Source organism: Coriobacteriia bacterium, assembly GCA_031292615.1.
Taxonomy (GTDB): Bacteria; Actinomycetota; Coriobacteriia; order Anaerosomatales; family JAAXUF01; genus JARLGT01.
Map to the genome: position 1 here is coordinate 1 of JARLGT010000091.1, position 22,494 is coordinate 22,494.

Genomic DNA, 22,494 nt, shown 5'->3' on the forward strand with positions numbered 1-22,494 from the left:
CAGACATCGGCTATGAGGACGGCGAGTACAAGGGGCTTGGGCTGGTGCCCGGCACCTGCGAGAAGCTGCCCGCGGGCGTCAAGATCCCACACATCGGCTGGAACACGGTGGAGTACCCACGCGAAAGCCCACTGTTCGAGGGCATCCCCGAGTCCACGGCGTTCTACTTCGTCCACAGCTACCGCATCGTGCCGCGCGACTCAGATACGATCATCGGCTCGACTGAGTACGGCGTGCGTTTCGCCTCGGCCGTCCAGTCGGGCAACCTGTTCGCCGTCCAGTTCCACCCGGAGAAGTCCTCGACCGAGGGCCTCAAGCTCCTCGCGAACTTCGGACGCGTCGCCGAGAAGGGCCTCGCATGATCGTCTTTCCCGCAATCGATATCCTCGGCGGCCGGGCCGTACGGCTCGCGCAGGGCGACTACGATCGAGTCACCGTCTACAACGAGAATCCGTTCACGCAGGCCAGGCACTTCGCCGAACAGGGCGCCGAGTGGGTCCACGTCGTCGACCTCGACGGTGCGCGAACCGGCGTGCCCGAGAACATCCGCATCATCGAGCGCATCGCCAATGACAGCGGACTGAAGGTCGAAGTGGGCGGCGGCATTCGATCGCTGGACACGCTCAAGCGGCTGGCCTTCGCCGGCGTGCTGCGCTGCGTGCTCGGCACCAAGCTCGTGACCGACCGCGAGTTCGTCGAGGCCGCTGTCGCGAAGTATGGCGACCGCATCGTGGCCGGCATTGACGCACGCGACGGGATGGTTGCGGTCGAGGGTTGGCGCGAGGGCACGGCCACTTCGGCCGATGAGCTGGTCGGCGAACTGACGGCGCTCGGCGTGCGCCACCTCGTCTACACCGACATCTCGCGCGACGGCATGCAGACCGGCATCAACACGCCGGCGTATAGCCACGTCGCTTCCGTCGCCGGCTTCCCCGTCGTGGCCAGCGGCGGCGTGTCCACGCTCGAGGACATCCGCGCGCTTGCGGCACTCGGCCCGGACATGGTCGAGGGCGTCATCGCCGGCCGCGCGATCTACGAAGGCGCGTTCACGCTGCCCGAGGCGCTCGCAGCTGCACGAGGGGAGGCGTGACGCCATGCTTATGAAGCGCGTCATACCCTGTCTCGACGTCCACGAGGGTCGCGTCGTCAAAGGCGTCAACTTCGTGAACCTGCGCGACGCCGGCGACCCGGTCGAGATGGCCGCCATCTACGACAAGGCCGGTGCCGATGAGGTCGTCTTCCTCGACATCACGGCCACGCACGAAGATCGTCCCAGCATGCTCGACGTCGCGACGCGGACCGCCGAGGAGTGCTTCATCCCGTACACGGTGGGCGGTGGGATGCGCACGGCCGATGACATCCGAGCGATGCTCAAGGCTGGCGCCGACAAGATCTCGCTGAACAGCGCCGCTGTGCGCGACCCATCGCTCATCACCCACACGAGCGGCATCTACGGCGCTCAGTGCATCGTCGTGGCAATCGATGCCAGACGCGTCCCCGACTCGAGCCCGGCGCGCTGGGAGGTCTTCATCAATGGCGGCCGCATCAACACGGAACTCGACGCTGTGGCATGGGCGACCGAGGCCGAGCGTCTCGGCAGTGGAGAGATCCTGCTCACGAGCATGGACTGCGACGGCACCAAGGACGGCTTCGACATCGACCTGACTCGTGCGGTGACTCGGGCAATCAACATCCCGGTCATAGCGAGCGGCGGTGCCGGTACGCTCGACCACTTCGCCGAGGTGGTCGTCGAAGCCGACGCCGACGCGGTGCTGGCGGCGAGCGTCTTCCACTTCGGCACGTACACGGTGCGCGAGGTCAAAGAGGCGATGGCCAAGGCCGGAGTGCCCGTGCGGCTCTAGTCCCGTCGGACTTGGCTGGCCGGTCGCAGCGACGTCACCGGCTTGTCGTACCACCCTGCTAGAATCCACCCACGCATCAGCACGCGACTTCAAGGAGCTCTCACGATGCCCGACCGCGAACAGGACCTTCTCGGAATCGACCAGTTCACCTACGACGCCAACGGGCTGATTCCGGCGGTCGTGCAGCAGCACGACACCCGCGAGGTGCTCATGGTTGCGTACATGAACCGCGAGTCGCTCGCCGAGACGATCGAGACGGGCTTCACTTGGTTCTGGAGCCGCAGCCGGCAGAAGTACTGGATGAAGGGCGAGAGCTCTGGGCACACGCAAGAGGTCGTCGAGATCCGCTACGACTGCGACGCCGACTGCCTGCTCGTGCTGGTCAACCAGAACGGTCCCGGGGCGTGCCACACCAACGAGCGGTCGTGCTTCTATCGCGAGCTCTACCCCGACCACAAGCATCTGGGCAAGGAGGTCGACGGCGATGAGTGACTCTCAGACCCTCGGCAGCGTCATCGACGGGCTGTGGAGCGTCATCGAGGCGCGCCGCACCGCCGACCCCGAGTTCTCCTACACCGCGAAGCTCCTCACCGGCCACGAGGACAAGCTCCTCAAGAAGATCGCCGAGGAGGCCGGAGAGGTCATCATGGCCGCAAAAGACGCGGACAAGGAACACCTGCGTTACGAAGTGGGAGATGTGGTGTACCACTTGCTCGTGGTAATGGCACGATGGGGTCTGACCCCCGACGACCTCGCCGAGGAACTCGCTTCTCGGCGTACGTAGTACCAATCACGGCCCGATCGCAAGCACATTCTCTCCCTGTAGCCGTTCCTCCGTCCGCAGCCGCCCTTTCAGGAGTTGCCTTGCCCTCGAGCCGCTTTATCCGTCGAATCCCCGCTATCGCCTTGGTGCTTGCCTTGGCGTGCCTACCTCTGGCTGGCTGCGGCCGCAAGGCGGCCTCCGCGCAACTCGCGAGCGGCGCCGGCGCTTCGTCAGCGACCTCATCGGCAGGCGGCGCCAAGGGTGGGGCCAAGGCGTCCGTGTATGGAGGTCAGGTCGTCGTCGCGCCGGCCACGATGCTCGAGCCGCCTGACTACGCCGGCTTCGAGCCGCTGCCTTGTTTCACCTACCACACCGTCTCACCAAAGGTGAAGAACGGGATCGCGATCACGCCCGCGACGTTCGAGTCGCAGCTCAAGACCCTCGCCGATCTCGGCTACCACACGATCACCGCGCGTCAGCTCTGGCAGCATCAAGCTCAAGGCACGCCCCTGCCGAGCAACCCGGTCATGATCACGTTCGACGATGGCTGGCGCAACCAGTTCACCTATGCGGCTCCGCTGCTCAAGAAGTACGGAATGGTGGCGACGTTCTTCATCAACCCCCAGCCCATTTCCAGCAAGTACGGCGGCTATTTGACCAGCGACATGGTGCTGGCGCTGGCCAAGGACGGCAACGACATCGAGTCGCATACGTGGCGCCACCTCAAGTTGACGCGCGATCGCACCGACTCGGCCGACGCGTTCCAGCGCAAGAACATCTCCCAGCTCGTCTTGGCCAACGACTGGATTCGCAAGGTCGTCGGCCAGCAGCCAGTGGCGCTGTGTTACCCGTACGGCTACTACGACCTCGAAGCGATCGGCATGGCGCAGCGGGCGGGCTACAAGCTCGGTTTTACCACCGACGAGGGGATCGCCGATGCCCGCGCTTGGGATGCGTTCCAGATCAAGCGCTTCACCATCACCAGTGCTGAGACCGCACTCAGCTTCAAGCGCCGTCTGCTCTCGGGGGCGCTCCAGGTACGCGATATCACGCCGGCGCCCGCCTCGCGTGTCGTCGGCATCACGACGACGGTCACCGTGGACATCACGGCGGTGCCGGCAGGCATCACGGGTCTGCGACTAACCTCCGGCCCGTCGCTTCACACGACCCAGTTCGTCGAGCGCAACGGTCACCGATACGCCGAGGCTCTGTTCAGCAACGCGAAAGTCGGCTTCCGCGAGATCAGCATGCTCGGTACCGATGCCGATGGCCGCAAGTACTATGCGTCGTGGGGCATCGTGCTCGGCGACTTGGCGCACTAGGCGCTTCACAAACTCGTAACCGGCAGACCAAAGGACACTCCGTGTACAACGAGCACGATCGACCGAGCACCCGCAAGATGCTCATCACCGGCGCGATCTGGGTCGCCGGAATCGCGGCCGTCATCGCTGTGGCTGCGGTTGTGTTCGGCATGGCGACCTCGCACTCGGCGTCGAGCACATCGAACGGCGCGTTGGCGAGTCCGGGCGTCGAGTCCCCGGCGACGATGACGGCCACGATCCCAAGCTCGGAGCCGGCGCCATCTGCGGCAGTCACAACGCAGCAGGTCGCGCCCTCACCCGCGACCGCGCCCGCGCCGACCGCGCCGAAGAAGGCGACGCCCGCGCCTGCGAAGACGACTGCCGCACCAGCGGTGAGCGGTGCTAGCGTCGTGGTGATCGACGCTGGCCACGAGGCCAAGGTCGTTCCGGGCGTGGACCCGATCGGTCCGGGCTCGACCACAACGAAGGCTAAGATCCTGTCCGGAGCCTACGACAGCTTCACGCATACCGAGGAAAGCGAACGTAACCTCGAGGTCGCGCTCAGGCTTCAGAAAGTGCTTGAGGCGCGCGGCGTCAAAGTCGTGATGGTCCGCACGAAGCAGAACGTCCAGATCACCAACAAGCAGCGCGCCGAGCTGGCCAACAGCGTTAACGCGGCGCTGTTCATCCGCCTGCATTGCGACAGCGGGCCGTCCAACGTCACCGGCGTTCTCACGTTGCGCCCCGAGAAGAACTGGTACCCAGCGCACCCCATCGTCGCGCAAAGCAAGATTGCGGCGAGCCTGATTCAGGCGGCAACTCTTGCCGCGACCGGCGCGAAGGATCGCGGCATCACGCCGCGCAACGACGAGGTCGGCTTCAACTGGTCGCAGGTCCCGTCCGTGCTTGTCGAGATGGGGCTGTTGAGCAACAAGACCGAAGCGACAAAGCTCGGAACCGCCGCCTACCAGAACAAACTCGCCGACGGCATGGCCAATGGCATCGTCGCGTATCTGAAGACGCGATAGGGAAGCGCGCTCGATCGCAACCGAAAGGGCCGCCCAGTGGGCGGCCCTTTCTTGTGAGCATCCTTTGCGGCTTGCAGGAAACCATTGCGAGTTGCCGGAATGCGTTGTGCTTGCTGGTATGTCTTGCGGGAGGTTCGTCACGGTGCGACGTGGCCCCGGGTTACTAGTGGGTCACGCGGACCTTGAATCCTTGGCCACCGCACGACGGGCACTTGCGGTTCACGTCTCGGCCGGTCTGGTCTTTCAGAGTGACCCACCGATTGCCCTTGCAGGCCGGACAGGTTTCCTTGCGGACCATCTCATCATCTCCCTGCGATGGCTCCTGCCGAGATCTGCGGGGCAGGTGACCCCATAATAAGCAACAGGTCTGCCAAGTTTCGTTAAGAATTCATACCAGTTCTGCATGAATCGGAAACGCCGGTGCTTGACATCACGCTCCAAAGTCCTAAGATTTAGACGTTTACCTAAACATCTAACGATTCGGAGTGTGGCCCGCGGTGCCCGACGTGTTCAAGGCGCTTTCGGACGAGACTCGGCGAGAGATACTCAGGTTGCTGCAGGACGGTGACATGACGGCAGGCGCCATCGCCGAGAACTTCGCGATGAGCAAGCCGTCCATCTCTCACCACCTTTCGGCGCTCCGGCAGGCCGAACTCGTAACCGCGGAGCGTCGGGGGCAGGCGATCGTCTACTCGCTCAACACCACGGTGTTCCAGGACCTGATGGCGTACGCGATGGGGTTTCTCGGCAACCAAGATGAAGGGGAAGGGCCGGCTCGATGAAGTTCAAGGACATGCCCAAGCTGCCGCTGGTGCTGATCGCGGCGATGTTCGTCGTTGGCGCGCTGGTCTATCCGCAGCTACCGGCACGCATTCCTATGCACTGGGGGCCAAGCGGGCAGATCGACAGATGGGGTACCCGGTCGTTTCTGACTGTCTTCTTCGCTCCGCTGACAACCTTGGCCGTTTACGTCCTGATGTGGCTCGTGCCCTACCTCGACCCGCAGCGCGCCAACCTGTTGCGTTCCAAGCAGGTCTACTCGATCGCGTTGGAGCTTCTCGCCGGGATGATGACGATTGTGTTCGTGGGCCAGCTGTATGCGTCGTCCAATAACGCGCTTCCAATGGCCAGCATCGTCGAAGTGGCAACCGGCGTGATGCTCGTCGTCATCGGCAACTACATGGGACGGGTCAAGCGCAACTGGACGATGGGCGTGCGCACGCGATGGACGCTCTCCGACGATACGGTGTGGGCCAAGACGAATCGGCTTGGCGGCCGGATGCTCATGGTCGCCGGTCTACTCGCCATCGTCGGAGCATTCCTACCGCCACTGGTTGGCGTCGCGCTGATCGTGCTGCCGCTCCTGGTGATCCTGCCGGTCATCTACATCTACTCGATGAACCTGTACCGGCAGCTTCACCCCGACGAGATGGAGCCACCTGAGCCGGGCCCTCTCGCTGAGGAGATAGACGCCGAGCCGGTCCCGTTGCTGCAGCCGGGAGACGCGAGCGCTGCGCACATCGACAAGCTCTGCCCCGCCTGTGGCGCCGAGAACGCGCCCGGCAACTCGGAGTGCATCGCCTGCGGCAAGCCGCTCGGGCCAGACTGAGCCGGCGGCGCCTCGGCAAGCAGCTGGTCGGGCCGGAGATTGAGGAAGTCTGCCTTGGATGCCAGCAGCATCTCGATGGCTGGGTCGATCGCCCCCATGATCCCGAAGACGCGCATGCGCGCCCCGAGCAGATCCATGTACGTCACGTAGGGGTAGTCGGTTCCGCTGAACGTGCCATCGATGTTTCGCTGGTAGAACAGGTCGTGGTTCGCGCGAATCCACCCCGGGGCCGTGTCGTCGATGCCCGCGCGAATCTGCTCGGCGAGGTCGACGTAGCGGTGATCGGCGGTTCGGACGTACATGTCGTAGAGGTAGTTCATCTCCCCGAGCGCGTGGTTCATCGACGTGTGGACCTTGAGCTTGCCGGACGCGTCGTAGTAGTCGGCAAACAGGATGCCGTGCTGCGTGCGCACCACCGCTCCGCTGGCGGCCAGTCCGTTGAGGTATTTGGCATAGTTGTCTGCCCATCGAGTGCATTCGGCGACAGCCACCACGCCCTGGCTGCCCAGCGCTTCAGCGATCGAGAGGGAGAGCTCGGAGAGGTGTTCGTTGTGCCGCGTGTCGACGTAGGGAGCCACGATCCCCGACTCATCTTTAACCCAGGTGCTCGTGTAGTCGGTGCGCCACAATCCGTCCTTGGAGCGGAAGGCACCCAGCGTATACAGGTCGTTTGCGAGCAGATCGCCGAAGAGCGCCGAGCCGGTCCCCCTGTAGGCGGTCAGGGTCTCGCCGCCGTTCATATCGAGGAGCGACCGGATGTAGCCGAGCTTGGTTTCGGGCTCGATCGAGTAAGGCGCTTTGTAATAGGAGCCCAAAGGATCGAGCCAGCGCCACTCGTCACGCGTCACGTGGCCAATGCTGTACACGCCCACGGTCGAGTCGGTGATTGGCGCTTTGGAGGCGATGAAGTAGCGTTGCGAGTGCTGGCGTCCGCTCGCATCAAGCCCAAGGTTGACCGTCGCAAGCGTGTCGGCGCCACCCTGCGCGATGGTCATCGTCGGGCTCTCGGAGATGAGTTCGCGCACCGTACTCAGACCGCCGCCGGGGTAGCTCTTGGTCAGGATGTCGTAGCGGTACGCCTTGCTCAGGAACAACGGGGCATCCGACGCCGCGCCCAGCGAAAAGTCCACCCAACCGATCGGCCCTGTCGTGTGGTCGACGCCTTGGACCTTGTTTGGGGCGAGATTGGGCTGCAAATGCAGGTCGTGCAACACCGCAGTTTCAGACGCGCTCGAGATCGCGAGGTTGACCGAGGGCGTTGAGTCTTTGGCCGCCAGATCGGCGAAGAGCATCTTGCTTCCGCTTGGCAGGGTTCGCAGCGTCAGCGTGAGCAAGCCCTTGGGGCTCTTGAGCGCACCCAGAGTGTAGGTCATCGTGTCCTGCGTGACGTTGAGCGTGCGCGCCGTCGCGACGGAGGACTGCAGACGAACCGCGAGCCCGCCCGCCGAGATGGTCATGACATGCGTGGGGCCCAAGGCCAGGGTCGCATTCGTCGCGACCACGCTTGGGGCGGGCGCTGCTCCTGCCAGCGCGGGCTGCAGCAGCCCGGCGGCGAGCACCGCAATGAGCGCGCATGCGTGCGAAAGACGTGTGTACGGCGGCAAGGCATCCTCGGATCGGCCCGAGTATTTTACCGATGTTAACATCGGCCCGGTTTCCATCGGTGGAGAGCGCGTGGAGGCGCCTGACCAGACGACCAGGCACCACTCTTCCGGCGCTAGGGGCTTGACAGCTCCCCGCCCCGGCGGGATAGACTGCTCGGAACCGAACAGGCGCGCCTGTGACGGGGAAGAGTACTTCGGTTGAAGCGCTTTGCAGAGAGTCGGGGATGGTGAAACCTCGACGCGTGACACCGGAGGAATGGGCCCCTGAGGCACTCGCACAAAGGCTGTACGTGGCCGATTAGTGCGGGCGGATCCCCACCGATACAAGGGGCAGGGTATGAAGGTGGAACCTCACCGAGTGCCCGTTAGACCAAAGTGGGCTTGTCGCGAGAGCGATAGAGTCAACAAGGGTGGTACCGCGAGAGTAAAGCTCTCGTCCCTTGGCGGACGAGGGCTTTTTGTATTCCGGGACCGAGTTACAGCGCGTCGGTGAGGTCGGCTACCCGCGACCGAGAGGCAGGATGAAAGATGATACTTCCGAGCAGAGACGAGTTCGTACGTCTCGCCGCAGACCACGATGTGGTCCCCGTGGCGCGCGAGGTCTACGCCGACCTCGCCACGCCCATCAGCGCGTTCATGGCGCTTGCCAAAGGTGCCGAGCACGCGTTCCTACTCGAGAGCGTCATCGGCGGTGAGCGCTTGGGCCGCTACAGCTTCCTTGGAATCGGCGACCGCCAAGTCATCAGTGGGCGCGGCAACGAGGTCGTCGTCGAAAACGGCGGCGTGAGCGGCGAGTACGCAGACGACCCGCTACGGGTGGTCGCTCGCGAGCTTGCCGCCGGCAGCGTGGCGCGCGTGCCGGGGCTGCCGTTGTTCGTGGGAGGCGCCGTAGGCTACGTGGGGTACGAGACGGCCTCGACCTTCGAGAAGGTGCCGCGGCACGACAACGACATCCTCGGCGTGCCGGACTTCACGTTCATGATGGCCGACATCGTCGTGGCGTTCGATCACGCCCGCCGAGTTATGCAGGTCATCGCGCCGGTCCGCCCGGGCGGGGCTCCCGACATCGCCTACGATGCGGCCCTGGCGCGCATCAACAGCTACCTCAAGCGCATCGACGAGGGCCCGCGCGGCGCCGAGCTGGGCGCGTACGGCGTACAGGTCCCGGTGCCATTCGAGGCGCACACCACCCGCGAGCAGTACATGGCGCAGGTCGAAGCGGCCAAGGAGCACATCGCTGCGGGCGACATCTTCCAGGTGGTGCTTTCGCAGCGCTACTCAGCACCGTTTGAGGGTGACGGGCTCGATCTCTACCGCGTGCTTCGTGCCGTCAACCCGTCGCCGTACATGTTCTACGTGCGAACCCGCGACGTGACGCTCGTGGGCTCGAGCCCGGAGCCTCTCGTGCGCGTCGAGGGCGACCAGGTGCTCACGCGTCCGCTTGCCGGCACGCGACCGCGCGGTCTGACCGCCGCCGAGGACGGCCGTCTGCGCGCCGACCTGCTGGCCGACGAGAAGGAGCGCGCCGAGCACGTCATGCTCGTCGACTTGGGCCGCAACGACCTGGGCCGCGTGAGCGAGTCGGGTTCGGTGAGCGTCGACGAGCTGATGGAGGTCGAGTACTACAGCCACGTCATGCACATCGTCAGCAACGTGACCGGCACGCTCGCCGAGGGCAAAGACGCGTTCGACGCGCTCGAGGCGACGTTCCCGGCCGGCACGGTGAGCGGCGCTCCCAAGGTGCGCGCGATGGAGATCATCCGCGAGCTGGAGCCCGAGGCACGCGGCCCCTACGCCGGGACGGTGGGCTACGTAGGACTCGATGGCGCGATGGACATGTGCATCACCATCCGCACCGTGGTGCTGGTCAACGGTCGCGCCTACGTACAGTCCGGCGCCGGCATCGTGATGGACTCCGATCCCGCGACGGAATACGAGGAGTGTATGCACAAGGCCCAAGCGCTGCACAAGGCGCTCGAACTCGCCGCCGGCATGAACGCCGAGGAGGTGGTGGGCCGATGATTCTCATCGTCGACAACTACGACAGCTTCACCTACAACCTCGTCCAGCTGCTCGCCGCGCTAGGAGCCGATGTCGAGGTTCGCCGCAACGACACGCTGACCGCCGAGGAAGCCTTGGCGCTCAAGCCGGCGGGCATCGTGGTGTCACCCGGCCCCGGCACTCCCGACGACGCGGGCATCTCGCGCGACGTCATCCGCGCTGCTGCCAGCGCTGGCGTGCCGCTGCTGGGGGTGTGTCTCGGCCATCAGTGCGTCGCCGAGGTGTACGGCGCAACGGTGTGCCGCTCTCCGCGCCCGGTGCACGGCAAGACCGACGAGGTCACGCACGACGGCCAGTACCTGTTCACCGGCATCCCCAGCCCGTTCACAGCCACTCGCTACCACTCGCTGTGCGTCGACGCCGATAGCGTGCCTGACTCACTCGTCGTGCAGGCCCATACGCCCGACGGCGTCATCATGGGTCTTCGCCATCGCGAGCTGCCCATCTTCGGCGTGCAGTTCCATCCCGAGAGCGTGCTGACGCCGGAAGGCACCAAGCTGCTCGCGAACTTCCTCGACGTCACAGGCGAGGTGCCGCTCGCTGGCGGTGTGTCCGGCACGCCGGGCCTGGTGGCGGCGGCAGGCGGAACCGCACGTGCGGTGGCTGGGACCGCGGAGGTCACCACCCCGGCGGGCGCGATCGGCCGCGTCGCGACCGGGGCGTCGCTGACCGAGGACGAGTCCTACGTCGTCATGAACCAGGTAATGGACGGCGAGGCGACCCCGTCGCAGATCAGCGCGCTGATCACCGGCATGCGCATGAAGGGCGAGACGGTCGACGAGATTGTCGGCTTCGCTCGTGCGATGCGCGAGCACGCGACCCCGGTGCGCCCGACCGTGACCGGCTACATCGACACCTGCGGGACGGGCGGCGACGGCCTGCATACCTTCAACATTTCGACGACGACGGCCTTCGTGGTTGCGGGCGCGGGCGTGCCGGTCGCCAAACACGGCAACCGCGCAGTCTCCAGCGCCGCAGGCAGCGCCGACGTGCTCGAGGCTCTGGGCATCGACATCGGGCTGTCCGCGACCGACGTCGGACGTTGCATCGACGAGGTGGGTGTTGGCTTCCTGTTCGCTCAGGCGCTGCACTCCTCGATGCGCCACGCCGGGCCCACACGTCGTGAGATCGGCATCCGCACCGTCTTCAACATTCTCGGCCCGCTTACCAACCCCGCTGGGGCCAAGCGCCAGCTTCTCGGCGTCTACGATGCGCGGCTCGCGCCGGTCATGGCCGAGGTGGCTGGGCGCCTCGGCGCCGAGCGCGTCCTGGTGGTCAACGGACATCCCGGCATGGACGAGGTCAGCGGCAGCGGGCCCACCACCGTCTCGGAGTTCGACGTCGAGGCAGGCGGGGTGCGCACGTACGAGGTGACGCCGGAGTCCGTGGGCCTGGCTCGCGGCACGCTGGCCGACATCGCCGGTGGCGACGCCGCCGAGAACGCGGCAATCGTGCGGGCGATTCTTGGCGGCGAGATCAGTCCTCGGCGCGATGTCGTGCTGCTGAACTCGGCAGCCGGGCTGCTCGCGGCCGGCAAGGTCGCCGACCTGGCCGAGGGCGTCGCTCTGGCCCGCGAGTCGATCGACACCGGCCGCGCTCTGTCCGCACTCGATGCGCTCGGCGAGCTGTCGCGGCGTCTGTCCGCGGCCGCCAGCCGCGCCAAGCCGGTCACGGAGGCGAGTTTGTAGTGGTGGCTAGCTTCCTTGAGGACATGATCGTGCGTCGAGAAGCCCGCATCGCTGCCGAGTATGGCGAGTTGTCGCCTGCCGACCGCGAGCGCCTCGCCTGTTGCGCGCGCCCGGTGCGTGACTTCGCCGCCGCGTTGCGCGAGCGCGTCGACATCGCCGTGATCGCCGAGGTCAAGAAGGCCTCGCCGAGCGTCGGTCCCATCGCCCCCGACTGCGAGGCGAGCAAGCAGGCGCTGCACTACCAGGACGGTGGTGCTGCGGCCATCAGCGTGCTCACCGAGCCGGAGAGCTTCGGTGGCAGCTTCGCGGACCTCTCGGACGTGGCCGACGCTGTCGACATCCCGGTGCTGTGCAAGGACTTCGTCGTCGACCCGGTCCAGCTGTTCGTCGCGCGCGGACACGGTGCCGACGCCATTCTGCTGATGGTCAGCGTGCTGGGCGAGCGCACCGCCGAGTACCTCGACATCGCGCAGACGCTCGGCCTGACCGCGCTCGTCGAGGTGATCACCTCGGCCGAGCTCGCCATCGCGCTGCGGGCCGGCGCGCGCGTCATCGCGATCAACAACCGCGATCTGCACTCGCTCAAGGTCGACCCCGAGGCCGCTCGGGCGCTCGTCGCCGAGGCCGCCGAGGCCGGCGCGATCGTGGTCGCCGCGAGCGGCACGAAGTCGCGTGCCGACGTGGCCGCGGCCGGACTTGCGGGCGCAGACGCGGTGCTTGTGGGCGAGGCACTGATGCGCGAGGCGTTTCCGGAAGACCTGCTTGAGGAGTTGACGGGTGTCGCCCGGCGCGCGCCCGTGACGGGATAGAGAGCACACGGCTGACCAACGAAAGAACCGTACGAACGCACCACCGCACGTGCCAGATAGCCGCAGTGAGAGGAGAGTCACCCATGTCGGACAAGACGCGATTCGGACTCGACGAGACCAGGATTCCTGAGGCCTGGTACAACATCATTCCGGACCTGAAGAACCCGCCTGCGCCTCCGAAGGTGGTCACGCCGGATGGGACCGAACTCAATGGGGACCAGATCGGCGAGGTGATGGCCAAGCTGTTTCCGATGGAGTGCCTGAAGCAGGAGATGTCGCCGGACCGCTGGATCGACATTCCCGGCGCTGTGATCGACGTCTACAAGACGTATCGTCCATCACCACTGCTGCGCGCCAAGCAGCTCGAACGCGACCTCGGCCTGCCTGCGGGCGTCAAGATCTTCTACAAGTACGAGGGCGTCAGCCCCGCAGGCTCGCACAAGCCCAATACGGCCATCCCGCAGGCGTACTACAACAAGCAGGAAGGCATCACCAAGATCTCGACCGAGACCGGCGCCGGCCAGTGGGGCAGCGCTCTGTCGATCGCGGGCGCGCTGTACGGCATCGATGTCGAGGTCTTCATGGTCGGCGTGAGCTACGACCAGAAGCCGTACCGCCGCATCCTCATGGAGACCTACGGTGGCACCGTTCACAAGTCTCCAAGCAACCTCACCGAGGCCGGCCGTCACGTGCTTGCCATGGACCCGGACTCCACCGGTTCGCTCGGTATCGCGATCTCCGAGGCCGTCGAGATCGCCATGAAGAACGACGACACCCACTACGCACTCGGCAGCGTGCTCAACCACGTCTGTCTGCACCAGACCATCATCGGGCTGGAGGCTATCGAGCAGATGGCACTTGCCGAGGAAGAGCCTGATGTCGTCATCGCTTGCATCGGCGGTGGCTCGAACTTCGCCGGTATTGCGTTCCCGTACTACCATCGCAAGCTTGAGGGCAAGAGCAATGCGCGCCTCGTGGCAGTCGAGCCCAAGGCGTGCCCAACGTTGACCGCCGGTGACTACCGCTACGACCTCGGCGACGAGGCTGGCATGACCCCGCAGATGCTCATGTACACGCTGGGCCACGACTTCGTCCCGGCCGGTATCCACGCCGGCGGCCTGCGCTACCACGGCGATTCGCCGCTTGTCAGTCAGCTCGTCCACGAGGGCGAGGCTGAGGGTGTCGCCGTCGACCAGACTGCGTGCTTCGCGGCCGCCGTGCAGTTCGCACGCGCCGAGGGGATCCTCCCGGCACCGGAGTCCAGCCACGCGATCCTTGCTGCGATCATGGAGGCTCAGGCCGCCCAGGCAGCCGGCGAGGACAAGGTCATCTTGTTCAACCTGTCTGGCCACGGGCACTTCGATCTGGCCGCGTACGCTGCGTACAACGCCGGCGATCTTCAGGACTACGATTTCTCCGCTGGCGCGACGTTGTGCGGGGACGACCTGTAAGAATCGATTGTTCGATGGGAGGCCGGGGCGCCCGCGCTCACGTCCTCGCAGTGTCCATCGCAAGGCGATGAATACGGCTGCGGAGTGTTCGCTTGGGCACTCCGGCTTCCCATCTACCGTTTGTCACGAGGAGACACCTCTACATGCATCGCACGCGCATCAAGATCTGCGGAATCACCAACACGCACGACGCGGCGCTGGCGGTTGCAGCTGGGGCCGATGCGGTCGGGGTGATCTTCGCTCCGTCTCCTCGGCAGGTGACGGTGGAGCAAGCGGTGGCTGCGCTCGCCGACGTGCCGCCACCGGTGGCGCGCGTGGGTGTGTTCGTCGACCCGTCGGCGGAGCAAGTGGCGCGAGCCGTGGAAGCGTGCGGTCTGACCGCGGTGCAGCTCAGCGGGCACGAATCGCCGGAAGTATGCGATTTGGTTCCAGTTCCGGTGCTCAAGGCTATCCACATTGGCACGGATTTCCCTCTAGAAATGGCGGAGCCCTACCGGGGCCACGCCGCCGCCCTTCTTCTCGACACACTCGTGCCAGGCAAAGCGGGCGGTACCTCGCAAGCATTCAACTGGCTTACCCTAGGCGTGCTTCCCGGCTGGGCTCCCTCGTTTATCGCAGGGGGGCTCAAGCCTGATAACATCGCAGCTTGTGTCGCTGCGCTGCGCCCCTTTGCGGTCGACGTCTCCTCGGGGGTTGAGGCGTCGCCGGGCATCAAAGATCCCGACAAGATCGTTGCGTTTTGCGCTGCCGTGCGCGGCGCCGACCAGGAGGTCTGATCTGATGAGCAAGCTGCTGCCTTCCGCTGACGACGTCTACACGGGTCCCGATGCCGCCGGCTTCTTCGGCGCCTATGGGGGTGCCTTCGTGCCCGAGACCGTTGTCCCGGCGCTGCAGGAGCTGACCGCCGCCTATGCCGAGGCGACCGCCGATCCTGCCTTCCGAGCCGAGCTCGACGTGCTGCTCGCCGACTACGTCGGCCGCGCGACGCCCCTCTACCGCGCCGACCGCCTGGCGGCGGCGGTCGGTCTTGGCGCCGTCTACCTCAAGCGCGAGGACCTGTGCCACACGGGTGCGCACAAGATCAACAACACGCTGGGTCAATGCCTGCTCGCCAAGCGCATGGGCAAGAAGCGCGTGATTGCCGAGACGGGCGCGGGACAGCACGGCGTGGCGACCGCCACCGCGGCCGCGCTGATGGATCTTGACTGCGCCGTGTTCATGGGCGTCGAGGATATCCGCCGCCAGTCGCTCAACGTCTACAAGATGCGGCTGCTGGGCGCCGAGGTCATCCCGGTCGAGGAAGGCACGGGCACGCTGGCCGATGCGGTCACAGCTGCTCTCCGCCGTTGGGTCGAGCGCGTCGAGGACACGTTCTACGTACTCGGAAGCGCTGTGGGCCCTCACCCGTATCCGATGATCGTGCGCGACTTCCAGCGCGTCATCGGCGACGAGATCATCGCGCAGATCGCCTCAAAGGACATCGATCGCGTCGACGCCGTCATCGCCTGCGTGGGTGGCGGCTCCAATGCGATCGGTACGTTCTATCCGTTCGTGGCCACCGTCCCTGCGAGCGAGCGCCCGCTGCTCGTTGGCGCCGAGGCCGCTGGGCTGGGCGTGGACACAGACAAGACCGGCGCGTCGATGACCAAAGGTACGCCGGGCGTCATGCACGGCTTCTACAGCTACCTGCTTCAAGACGAGGCAGGTAACCCGCTTGAGGCCTACAGCATCAGCGCCGGGCTCGACTACCCCGGCGTGGGCCCCGAGCACGCGTACTTCAAGGACGAAGGTATCGTGCGCTACGAGCCGGTCACGGACGCCGAGGCGCTGGCGGGCTTCGCGCAGCTCACCAAGCTCGAAGGCATCATCCCGGCCATCGAGTCGAGCCACGCGCTGGCACTGCTCCCGCGCTTGGCCTCCGAACTTGGTCCTGACGCGGTCGTGATCGTCACTCTCTCCGGCCGAGGCGACAAGGACATCGACATCGTGCGAGAGGCCGGCCTGTGAGCCGCCTGACCGAAGCGTTCGGCCAGGGTCACCCCGCACTGGTCGCCTACGTGATGGGCGGCTATCCCGATCGTGCGGGCTCGCTCGCGGCGCTGCACGCGCTGGCCGAGGCCGGCGCCGACGTCATCGAGCTGGGCATCCCGTATGCCGACCCGCTCGCCGACGGTCCGGTCATTCGCGATGCCGCCGATGTCGCTCGAGCCGCCGCTGGTGGCGCTTTCGGCCTCGCCGAGACTATCGAGCTCGCGCGCGACTTCATTGCCGAGGCGAGCCAGGGCGCTCCGCCGGTCGTGCTGATGGGTTATCTCAATCCGCTCATGCGCATGGGGCTGCCTAGGGCTGCCGCCGCGATTCTCGACGCCGGCGTCAGTGGTGTGATCCTGCCCGACCTGCCGCCGGACATGGCTGGGCCGTGGCTGGCGACCTCGGCGGGTATCGACACGGTATTTCTGGCGGCGCCTACGTCCACACCGGAGCGGCTGGCCAAGGTGGGGGAGATGTCGCGCGGCTTCGTCTACTGTGTCTCGACCACCGGTGTGACCGGTGAACGCACCGAGCTCTCATCCGAACTCGCCGAGCTGGTCGGCCGTGTGAAGGCCGCTACGGCCCTGCCGGTCGCCGTTGGTTTTGGAGTCTCAACGCCCGAACAAGCGGCCGCCGTGGCCCGTTTTGCCGATGGTGTCGTGGTCGGTAGTGCTATCGTGCGGCGACAGCGCGAAGTCGGGGAACTCCGGGGGTTTGTGGCCGAGTTGTCGGCTGCAGTGCGCAAACCGGCGTTGTAGTCTACACAGGATGCACACACAGTGCTGTATCTCATGTGGCACAATATTCGCGATTCGAAAGCTACGCACATCTAATGAATTCTGAACCACGATTTACAACCCGAGACGGCGGAGGATCGATGAAGAACGCGTTCCAGTTCGCACGCGTGTACACCGAGAAGTGGTGTTCGCGATGACCGAACCAAGACCCCGCCGCAAGCGCAACGGCCAGTGGGGGATGATCGCCGTCGGCGTTGTCGTTCTCGTCGTCGCAGGCTTCCTCGTGTACTCGGTCATCGGCAAGAAGAGCTCGGGGACGCAGTACATCACGGCACAGCCCACGCGAAGCACGTTGACGGTCTCCGTCGCAGGCAACGGCACCGTGGTCAGCCAGAATGCGGCGTCCGTCAATCCGAACATCTCGGGCACGGTCACGCAGCTGTCGGTGGCCGTCGGGCAGAAGGTCAAGAAGGGCGAGGTGCTCTTCGTCATCGACAATCCCGCCCTCGACGCAAACGTCACCCAAGCCAAGTCGAGCTACCAGTCGGCTAAGTCGAGCGTCTACAAGGCGCGACAGGCCGAGACTCAGGCCGACGTATCGCTGACGACCGGGGTGTGGCAGGCCAAGCAGTCGGTTCAGTCGGCTCAGGCGTCTCTCGCTTCGGCCAAGGCCGCGTATAACAAGGCCAAGGGAACTGTGCCGTACAACAACTTCTCGGTTGTTAGCGCGAGGGACTCGTTGTCGGCCGCCCAAACTGCGTTGAACACTGCGCAGAAGAACTACTCAGCCGCCTGCACGCTTCAGGAAGAGGGCCACAGCGCAGCCGCAGCCTCCCTGAACTCGGCGATTACGGCACAGAGTGCCGCCTCCCAGAACTATCAGCAGGCCATCACGAACGCTGACCAACGCACGGTGACCGCGCCCATCGACGGATATGTGACCACACTGTCGGTCAACAACGGCGACCAGATCGGGAGCGGCTCGAGCTCGAGCTCCTCCCGCTCCTCGTCCGGTAGCTCGTCGAGTTCATCGAGCGGCTCGAGTAGCCCACCGATCGTCATCTCAGACCTGTCGAATCTCCAAGCCCAGGTCCAGATTGCCGAAACCGATCGGCCCAATGTCAAGATCGGCCAGAAGGTCGAAACCACCTTCGACGCCGTCCCGAACCTCACGATCACGGGGCACGTATCGCAGATCGATGCCGTGGGCACCACGTCGTCGGGCGTGGTCACGTACAACGTGACGGTCACCTTCGACGTCCAGGACAAGCGGCTCAACCCGGGCATGACAGCCTCGGCGTCAATCATCACAAGGGTCGACACGAACGTGCTGCTGGTACCCAACGCCGCCGTCCAAACGGACTCGAGCGGTGCCTCGTACGTGCAGGTTCTCTCCGCGCCCGGGGCCACTCCCACCAACGTCACCGTGACGGTAGGCCCTGCCGGAGACACCAACACCGAGATCATCAGCGGTCTGACTGGTAACGAGAACGTCGTGACTCAGACCATTTCCGCCTCTACGTCGGGAAGCTCGACCTCGCGCAGCGGGTTGTCCGTACTCGGCGGTGGCGGTGCTGCGCGCGGCGGTGCCGGCGGTGGGTTCCGTGGCGGGAACTAGCGCATGATCGAGATTGAAGACCTGTGCAAGATCTACCACGGAGGCATGGGCGCCGACACCATTGCACTTGACGGCATCTCTCTGACCGTTCAAGACGGCGAGTTCGTCGCGATCATGGGCCCGTCCGGCTCGGGCAAGTCGACGCTCATGTACATCTTGGGCTTGCTCGATACGCCCACCTCGGGCAAGTACTTCCGCGACGGCGAGAACGTCGCGGAGCTCGACGATGACGCTCTGGCCGACATCCGGAATCTCAGGCTCGGCTTCGTGTTCCAGTCGTTTAACCTGTTGCCCCGCGCGACGGTCATGCGCAACGTGCTTGTGCCGTTACTGTACTCAACGGTCAAGAGGTCGGACCGCGAAGCGATGGCCATCTCGGCCATGGAGGCCGCTGGGATTCCCGAGGAGCTGTGGTACCACAGGTCAAACGAGCTGTCCGGCGGCCAGATGCAGCGTGTCGCCATCGCGCGGGCGTTGATCACCGACCCAGGGCTCATCCTTGCCGACGAGCCGACGGGCAACCTGGACACCAAGACCGGCGAGCACATTCTCTCGACGTTCCAGCGGCTCAACGATCAGGGACGCACCATCGTGCTCATCACGCACGAGCCCGACGTCGGCGAGCACGCAAAGCGCATCGTCCACGTGCAAGACGGCAAGATTCTCTCGGACAACCCGGTCGCTTCTCAGATGCGTGCAATGGAGGTGAGTGTCGATGCGGTTGGTTGATGTCGTTGAGGAGACCCCGTTCTCGGTGTCCTCGAACAAGGTCCGCTCGGCGCTCACCATCCTGGGCATCGTTGTGGGTATCGCGTCCGTCATCGTGATGGTCGCAATCGGCCAAGGCGCGCAGGCGTCGATAACGAACTCGATCAACCAGGCGGGTTCAAACCTCGTCATGGTCATGCCTGGATTCGGCGGCGGCGGCGGTGCGGTTCGAGGCGCTCGAGGCGCGGCGCTGACGCTCACTGAGGGCGACGCTCAAGCCATTGCCACCCAAGTAACTGGCGTAAGTGGCGTCTCGCAAGAGCGTTCGTCGCGCCAGCAGGTTATCGCCGGGGCCAACAACACCAACACGTCAATCATGGGTGCGACGCCCGTCTACCAGGCGGTTCACAGCATTCAGATCGCCGAGGGCCAGTTCGTTTCCGCCAATGACGTCGCCTCGGTCGCGCGCGTTGCGGTGCTCGGCCCCACGACTCGCGACGACCTGTTCGGTGTCGGCGCTACGAACGTGGTGGGCAAGCGGGTCCGCATCAACGGGATCGACTTCCGTATCATCGGAATCACTGTGGCCAAGGGCGGGAGCGGATTTAACAACCAAGACGACGTGGTCTACGCTCCGCTCACCACCGTTCAGCAGCTGCTGGTTGGCGACCCACATCTCTCGCAGATCAGCGTTCAGGCCGCAAACGCTAACGACGTGGCGGCTGTGGAGGCGCAAATCACCACTTTGCTGCTCTCGCGCCATAAGATCTCCAACGCGGCCTCTGCCGACTTCACCGTGCTTTCGCAAAGCGACATCGCGGCTACGGCGTCGACCGTGACCGGAACGTTCACGATCGTGCTCGCGTCCATTGCGGGCATATCCCTGCTGGTCGGCGGCATCGGAATCATGAACATGATGCTCACAGCAGTCACCGAGCGAACGCGCGAGATCGGTCTTCGCAAGGCGGTTGGTGCGCGACGAAACGACATCAGCATGCAGTTCCTCGCCGAGTCGGTCGCGCTGACCTTCCTCGGGGGATTGATCGGCGTGTTGCTCGGCATCGGTATCTCGGCGGCAATCACTGCATTTGCCGGCGTGACGACGCAGGTATCGATTCCGTCGGTTCTCTTGGCTGCGGGCGTGAGTATCGGCATTGGTGTTGTTTTTGGGTATTACCCCGCGCTCAGGGCTTCTGGCATGAACCCTGTTGAAGCACTCAGGTATCAATAAGCATTTGAGAGGAAGGCGCTACGTATGAAGAACACAGTCATTTGGGCGGTGCTGGCGGCGGTGCTCTTTGGCGCTGTCGGGTTCTACGGTGGTGTGACGTACCAGAAGACGCAGGCGCCCAGCGGATTCGCGGGGCGTGCCGGTGGATTTGGCGGTGGCGGGTTCGGCGGCAGCAACTCGAGTGGAGCCGGCTTCCGCAACTCAGCCAACGTTGCCACCGGAACCGTTATCGCGCAGGACGCTCAGAGCATCACCGTCAAGACGTCTGACGGCGGCTCCAAGACCGTCTTCCTCTCGTCTACCACACACGTTTCGAAGCAGCAGGTCCTCACCGCCGCCGACGTGAAGATCGGCGATCAGGTTGCAGCGTTCGGGCAGGCAGGCAACGGTGGAATCACCGCGATGTCTGTGCAGATCGTTCCTCCCGGAGGTAGCTTCAGCTTCGGTGGCGGCGGCCGCGGTGGCTTTGGCGGCGGCGGTGCCGGTGGCGGCAACGGCGGCGGTTCGAGCTCGTCGGGCCAGTAGCCCCCAAGGGCGTGCTCCTGCGCTCGCCAGTAAGATCTCGCGAACGAATAGCGGGCCCGCATCCGACCGAGGATCTTCCTCGGCGGGTGCGGGCCCGCGGTGCGTTCTAGGTGACGTCTACGGCGTCAAAGCCGACGTCGCCGATTGCGGTGAGATTCCAGTCGCGCGGCTAGTTCGCCGTGCCAGTTGTAGGAGTGCTCGGCGTGGTGTCGATGCTGCCGGTAGGAGGCACGCTCGGCGCTGGGGCCGGCGCGATGATGGGCGTGGCGGGCACGAGCTTCGGGGCGTCCTTGATGCCGCGGAGCACGAGCGCCGAGTAGCCGCCCTTGAACTGCTTGACTGCTCGCAGTGCTGGCTTGCCCGACTGCGACTCCTCGAGCGCCCAGTACTGGCGCTTCTTCTTGTTCTTCCAGCCGTCAAAGATCTCGACGTGGCCAGAACGGCGAACGGCGTCGCCCGGCTTGAGCTTGCTCCACGAGATCTTGTGAGCCACCGAGCCGATGTCGGAGGAGGTGTAGGAGGACTTGAGCTTCCAGGCCATCGAGACGAACCCGGAGCAGTCCCGCCGGTAACCGTGATAGTACGAGGACTGGCTGTACTGGACGTGCTTCTTGATCCAGGTGTTGGCCCGCTTGAGCACCTCGGCGCGCGTGATTGCCTGCGCCGGGGCAGCGTGACCTGCCAATAGAACGACCGCCGAGAGGGCGACGGTGACCACTTGTCGGCTGAGGGCCGACACCGAACGAACACGACTGCTTACCTTCACACGGCTTCCTTCCGCCGGCTTGTAGTACGCCCGAGGGCCGTGCCATTTTCTGGTCAGGCCGGTGCCTCGTGCGTGCCGCTCCGCCCCGAGTACACGTGCACGTGCGGCTGCGTTCGGGCGGCGGCCGAACGGGGTAAGCGCAATATCGGTGCCACTTTTGGCAACGTCGCAGGTAAGTCACGAGAAACCAACGCCGCAGCTAGATGGCAGAATACGGATACTCGACGGCTGACCGAGCGGCAACATCCGGCCCTGATGGAAGGCGCGACGATGACCGACTACAGGAGCTACTACGACGCGCTTTCCAAGCCGAGCTGGACTCCGGCGCCCGCTACCATCGGGTTGATCTGGACGCTCCTCTACCCGCTGATCGCGATTGCGGCCGTGGCGACGGTGGCCAAGGTTTGGCGTGGGGAGCTGGGCCGGTGGGTGCTAGTGCCGCTCGCGCTCAACCTCGTCGCAAACGCCGCTTTCACGACGATCGAGTTCGGCGCGCGTAACCTGCCCCTGGCCACGGCCGACATCGTCGTCGTGCTGCTCACGCTCGTCGCGTGGGTAGTGCTGGTTTGGCGCCCAGGCTCGATCTGGATCGCGCTCGTGCTGGTGCCGTACCTTGTGTGGGTTTCAACCGCGACGGTTCTTCAGGTCAGCATCACGCTTGCGAATCGCTAGCGGCCGTGCGCGTGGCGCGCGGGCTCGTCG

General features: G+C 65.1%; 23 protein-coding genes and 1 other annotated feature. Of the genes, 21 read left to right on the forward strand and 2 right to left on the reverse strand.

Annotated elements, in window-relative coordinates:
• The 7 genes from hisH to P4L93_08045 all read left to right on the forward strand — a co-directional run.
• The coding region (gene hisH / locus P4L93_08015) for an imidazole glycerol phosphate synthase subunit HisH (GenBank protein ID MDR3686883.1) at positions 1–362 on the forward strand (362 nt) is incomplete at its 5' end.
• Positions 359–1,090: a 1-(5-phosphoribosyl)-5-[(5-phosphoribosylamino)methylideneamino]imidazole-4-carboxamide isomerase gene (gene hisA / locus P4L93_08020; GenBank protein MDR3686884.1), complete on the forward strand. Its 732-nt coding sequence runs from the start codon at positions 359–361 to the stop codon at positions 1,088–1,090. The genes hisH and hisA, both read left to right, overlap by 4 nt.
• 4 nt (positions 1,091–1,094) lie before the next feature.
• Positions 1,095–1,862 carry an imidazole glycerol phosphate synthase subunit HisF gene (gene hisF, locus P4L93_08025; GenBank protein ID MDR3686885.1) on the forward strand — a complete coding sequence of 256 codons (768 nt, stop codon included), beginning with the start codon at positions 1,095–1,097 and terminating at the stop codon, positions 1,860–1,862.
• Between the two features lie 105 nt (positions 1,863–1,967).
• Positions 1,968–2,354 carry a phosphoribosyl-AMP cyclohydrolase gene (hisI, locus tag P4L93_08030; GenBank protein ID MDR3686886.1) on the forward strand — a complete coding sequence of 129 codons (387 nt, stop codon included), beginning with the start codon at positions 1,968–1,970 and terminating at the stop codon, positions 2,352–2,354.
• Positions 2,347–2,646 carry a phosphoribosyl-ATP diphosphatase gene (locus tag P4L93_08035; GenBank protein ID MDR3686887.1) on the forward strand — a complete coding sequence of 100 codons (300 nt, stop codon included), beginning with the start codon at positions 2,347–2,349 and terminating at the stop codon, positions 2,644–2,646. Before hisI ends, P4L93_08035 begins: the two co-directional genes overlap by 8 nt.
• Positions 2,647–2,726: 80 nt before the next feature.
• Positions 2,727–3,947, forward strand: coding sequence for a polysaccharide deacetylase family protein (locus P4L93_08040; protein MDR3686888.1), 1,221 nt, complete (start codon positions 2,727–2,729; stop codon positions 3,945–3,947).
• 41 nt (positions 3,948–3,988) lie between these two features.
• On the forward strand, positions 3,989–4,954 hold the full coding sequence (locus P4L93_08045) for an N-acetylmuramoyl-L-alanine amidase (protein ID MDR3686889.1): 966 nt from the start codon (positions 3,989–3,991) through the stop codon (positions 4,952–4,954).
• Positions 4,955–5,117: 163 nt separating this feature from the next.
• On the opposite strand, the gene P4L93_08050 is transcribed toward P4L93_08045, so the two are convergent.
• Positions 5,118–5,252: a hypothetical protein gene (locus P4L93_08050; protein MDR3686890.1), complete on the reverse strand. Its 135-nt coding sequence runs from the start codon at positions 5,250–5,252 to the stop codon at positions 5,118–5,120.
• 199 nt (positions 5,253–5,451) lie between these two features.
• On the opposite strand from P4L93_08050, the gene P4L93_08055 reads away from it, so the two are divergent.
• The 13 genes from P4L93_08055 (at position 5,452) to P4L93_08115 (ending at position 21,026) form a co-directional block, all read left to right on the forward strand.
• Positions 5,452–5,736: an autorepressor SdpR family transcription factor gene (locus tag P4L93_08055; protein MDR3686891.1), complete on the forward strand. Its 285-nt coding sequence runs from the start codon at positions 5,452–5,454 to the stop codon at positions 5,734–5,736.
• Positions 5,733–6,563: an SdpI family protein gene (locus P4L93_08060; GenBank protein MDR3686892.1), complete on the forward strand. Its 831-nt coding sequence runs from the start codon at positions 5,733–5,735 to the stop codon at positions 6,561–6,563. Before P4L93_08055 ends, P4L93_08060 begins: the two co-directional genes overlap by 4 nt.
• Positions 6,564–8,334: 1,771 nt before the next feature.
• Positions 8,335–8,611, forward strand: a binding site (T-box leader).
• Positions 8,612–8,695: 84 nt separating this feature from the next.
• Entirely contained in the window at positions 8,696–10,189 is a 1,494-nt protein-coding gene (trpE, locus tag P4L93_08065) for an anthranilate synthase component I (GenBank protein MDR3686893.1), read from the forward strand.
• Positions 10,186–11,916 carry an anthranilate phosphoribosyltransferase gene (trpD, locus tag P4L93_08070; GenBank protein ID MDR3686894.1) on the forward strand — a complete coding sequence of 577 codons (1,731 nt, stop codon included), beginning with the start codon at positions 10,186–10,188 and terminating at the stop codon, positions 11,914–11,916. Before trpE ends, trpD begins: the two co-directional genes overlap by 4 nt.
• 2 nt (positions 11,917–11,918) lie before the next feature.
• The gene (locus tag P4L93_08075) at positions 11,919–12,725 is read left to right on the forward strand and encodes an indole-3-glycerol phosphate synthase TrpC (GenBank protein ID MDR3686895.1); all 807 of its coding nucleotides are present in this window, start codon (positions 11,919–11,921) and stop codon (positions 12,723–12,725) included.
• 83 nt (positions 12,726–12,808) lie between these two features.
• A complete protein-coding gene (locus P4L93_08080; GenBank protein MDR3686896.1) occupies positions 12,809–14,176 on the forward strand; it encodes a TrpB-like pyridoxal phosphate-dependent enzyme in 1,368 nt (455 codons plus the stop codon).
• 143 nt (positions 14,177–14,319) lie between these two features.
• Complete coding sequence (locus P4L93_08085; protein MDR3686897.1) at positions 14,320–14,952, forward strand: phosphoribosylanthranilate isomerase; 633 nt, start codon at positions 14,320–14,322, stop codon at positions 14,950–14,952.
• A gap of 4 nt (positions 14,953–14,956) precedes the next feature.
• Entirely contained in the window at positions 14,957–16,183 is a 1,227-nt protein-coding gene (gene trpB / locus P4L93_08090; GenBank protein ID MDR3686898.1) for a tryptophan synthase subunit beta, read from the forward strand.
• On the forward strand, positions 16,180–16,965 hold the full coding sequence (gene trpA, locus P4L93_08095; protein ID MDR3686899.1) for a tryptophan synthase subunit alpha: 786 nt from the start codon (positions 16,180–16,182) through the stop codon (positions 16,963–16,965). Before trpB ends, trpA begins: the two co-directional genes overlap by 4 nt.
• A 172-nt stretch (positions 16,966–17,137) precedes the next feature.
• Positions 17,138–18,562 (forward strand): efflux RND transporter periplasmic adaptor subunit, encoded by a 1,425-nt coding sequence (locus P4L93_08100; GenBank protein ID MDR3686900.1) that lies wholly within the window; start codon positions 17,138–17,140, stop codon positions 18,560–18,562.
• 3 nt (positions 18,563–18,565) lie between these two features.
• On the forward strand, positions 18,566–19,291 hold the full coding sequence (locus P4L93_08105; protein MDR3686901.1) for an ABC transporter ATP-binding protein: 726 nt from the start codon (positions 18,566–18,568) through the stop codon (positions 19,289–19,291).
• On the forward strand, positions 19,278–20,501 hold the full coding sequence (locus tag P4L93_08110; protein ID MDR3686902.1) for an ABC transporter permease: 1,224 nt from the start codon (positions 19,278–19,280) through the stop codon (positions 20,499–20,501). The genes P4L93_08105 and P4L93_08110 overlap by 14 nt, the downstream gene beginning before the upstream one ends.
• Positions 20,502–20,525: 24 nt before the next feature.
• Complete coding sequence (locus P4L93_08115) at positions 20,526–21,026, forward strand: hypothetical protein (protein MDR3686903.1); 501 nt, start codon at positions 20,526–20,528, stop codon at positions 21,024–21,026.
• Between the two features lie 169 nt (positions 21,027–21,195).
• Here the strand turns inward: P4L93_08115 and P4L93_08120 are convergent, their stop codons facing one another.
• Positions 21,196–21,792, reverse strand: a complete 597-nt coding sequence (locus P4L93_08120) for a hypothetical protein (protein ID MDR3686904.1) — start codon at positions 21,790–21,792, stop codon at positions 21,196–21,198.
• Positions 21,793–22,062: 270 nt separating this feature from the next.
• Here P4L93_08120 and P4L93_08125 point away from each other — a divergent pair, with 270 nt between their 5' ends.
• Positions 22,063–22,464 carry a tryptophan-rich sensory protein gene (locus P4L93_08125; GenBank protein MDR3686905.1) on the forward strand — a complete coding sequence of 134 codons (402 nt, stop codon included), beginning with the start codon at positions 22,063–22,065 and terminating at the stop codon, positions 22,462–22,464.
• Positions 22,465–22,494: the final 30 nt, after the last annotated feature.

Coding starts and splice junctions, on each gene's coding strand:
- hisA (MDR3686884.1), top strand. CDS start 359: ATGATCGTCTTTCCCGCAATCGATATCCTCGGCGGCCGGGCCGTACGG.
- hisF (MDR3686885.1), top strand. CDS start 1,095: ATGCTTATGAAGCGCGTCATACCCTGTCTCGACGTCCACGAGGGTCGC.
- hisI (MDR3686886.1), top strand. CDS start 1,968: ATGCCCGACCGCGAACAGGACCTTCTCGGAATCGACCAGTTCACCTAC.
- P4L93_08035 (MDR3686887.1), top strand. CDS start 2,347: ATGAGTGACTCTCAGACCCTCGGCAGCGTCATCGACGGGCTGTGGAGC.
- P4L93_08050 (MDR3686890.1), bottom strand. CDS start 5,252: ATGGTCCGCAAGGAAACCTGTCCGGCCTGCAAGGGCAATCGGTGGGTC.
- P4L93_08060 (MDR3686892.1), top strand. CDS start 5,733: ATGAAGTTCAAGGACATGCCCAAGCTGCCGCTGGTGCTGATCGCGGCG.
- trpE (MDR3686893.1), top strand. CDS start 8,696: ATGATACTTCCGAGCAGAGACGAGTTCGTACGTCTCGCCGCAGACCAC.
- trpD (MDR3686894.1), top strand. CDS start 10,186: ATGATTCTCATCGTCGACAACTACGACAGCTTCACCTACAACCTCGTC.
- P4L93_08080 (MDR3686896.1), top strand. CDS start 12,809: ATGTCGGACAAGACGCGATTCGGACTCGACGAGACCAGGATTCCTGAG.
- P4L93_08085 (MDR3686897.1), top strand. CDS start 14,320: ATGCATCGCACGCGCATCAAGATCTGCGGAATCACCAACACGCACGAC.
- trpB (MDR3686898.1), top strand. CDS start 14,957: ATGAGCAAGCTGCTGCCTTCCGCTGACGACGTCTACACGGGTCCCGAT.
- P4L93_08100 (MDR3686900.1), top strand. CDS start 17,138: ATGACCGAACCAAGACCCCGCCGCAAGCGCAACGGCCAGTGGGGGATG.
- P4L93_08105 (MDR3686901.1), top strand. CDS start 18,566: ATGATCGAGATTGAAGACCTGTGCAAGATCTACCACGGAGGCATGGGC.
- P4L93_08110 (MDR3686902.1), top strand. CDS start 19,278: ATGCGGTTGGTTGATGTCGTTGAGGAGACCCCGTTCTCGGTGTCCTCG.
- P4L93_08115 (MDR3686903.1), top strand. CDS start 20,526: ATGAAGAACACAGTCATTTGGGCGGTGCTGGCGGCGGTGCTCTTTGGC.
- P4L93_08125 (MDR3686905.1), top strand. CDS start 22,063: ATGACCGACTACAGGAGCTACTACGACGCGCTTTCCAAGCCGAGCTGG.